A 706-nucleotide genomic window follows, 5' to 3' on the forward strand; every position below is an offset into this window, starting at 1 on the left:
AGCTTCCCTCAAAACCTTTTTGCTACCAGCTTTAGTCACAGAGAAGACGCGACGCTTCTAGAGTTTGAAGACTCGGCACAAATTCAATCGGCTCCCAAAGTTTCATTCTAGACAATGAACTTCTATAAAGCGCAAGATGATGCCAGGAAACAAACCTTATGGTTGTTGGCATTGTTTACCATTGCTGTCGTCTTATTGGTTTTGCTTACAAACCTCTGTGTCGCGTTTTTCGTTTTATACAGTAACCCAGAGTATGCACTGGATGGAGTGAATCCGATTGCTGATGCAGGCGGGAACATTTTTCAGTGGTGCGAAAACCTGATCACCGCACTAGGTTGGAAAAAATTTACCTGGACGACGCTTCTCGTCGTAGGCGTCTTGGCGATGGCTATGCTGTTCAAATGGCTCTCTTTGCGAGACGGAGGAAGGGTTGTCGCTGAAGCTTTGGGCGGTCGACCTGTTCTGACAAACTCAAGCCAGGCTCAGGAAAAGCGCTTACTAAATGTTGTCGAGGAGATTGCTTTGGCCGCGGGTATCCCAGTGCCACAAGTTTATTTGCTTGAAAAAGAACCAGGTATTAATGCCTTTGCCGCCGGTTTGTCGGTTGAGGATGCCGTTATTGGCGTCACACAAGGTTGTTTGGATACTTTTAACCGAGATCAGCTGCAGGGAGTTATTGCTCACGAATTTAGCCATGTTCTTAATG

Annotated in this window: 1 protein-coding gene; it reads left to right on the top strand. The window is 46.5% G+C overall.

Going from position 1 to position 706, the window contains the following annotated elements:
* Positions 1 to 114 precede the first annotated feature (114 nt).
* On the top strand, positions 115 to 706 hold a 592-nt coding region (locus A3763_RS22250), incomplete at its 3' end, for a M48 family metalloprotease (protein ID WP_156495259.1).

It is taken from the genome of Oleiphilus sp. HI0128 (genome assembly GCF_001635365.1).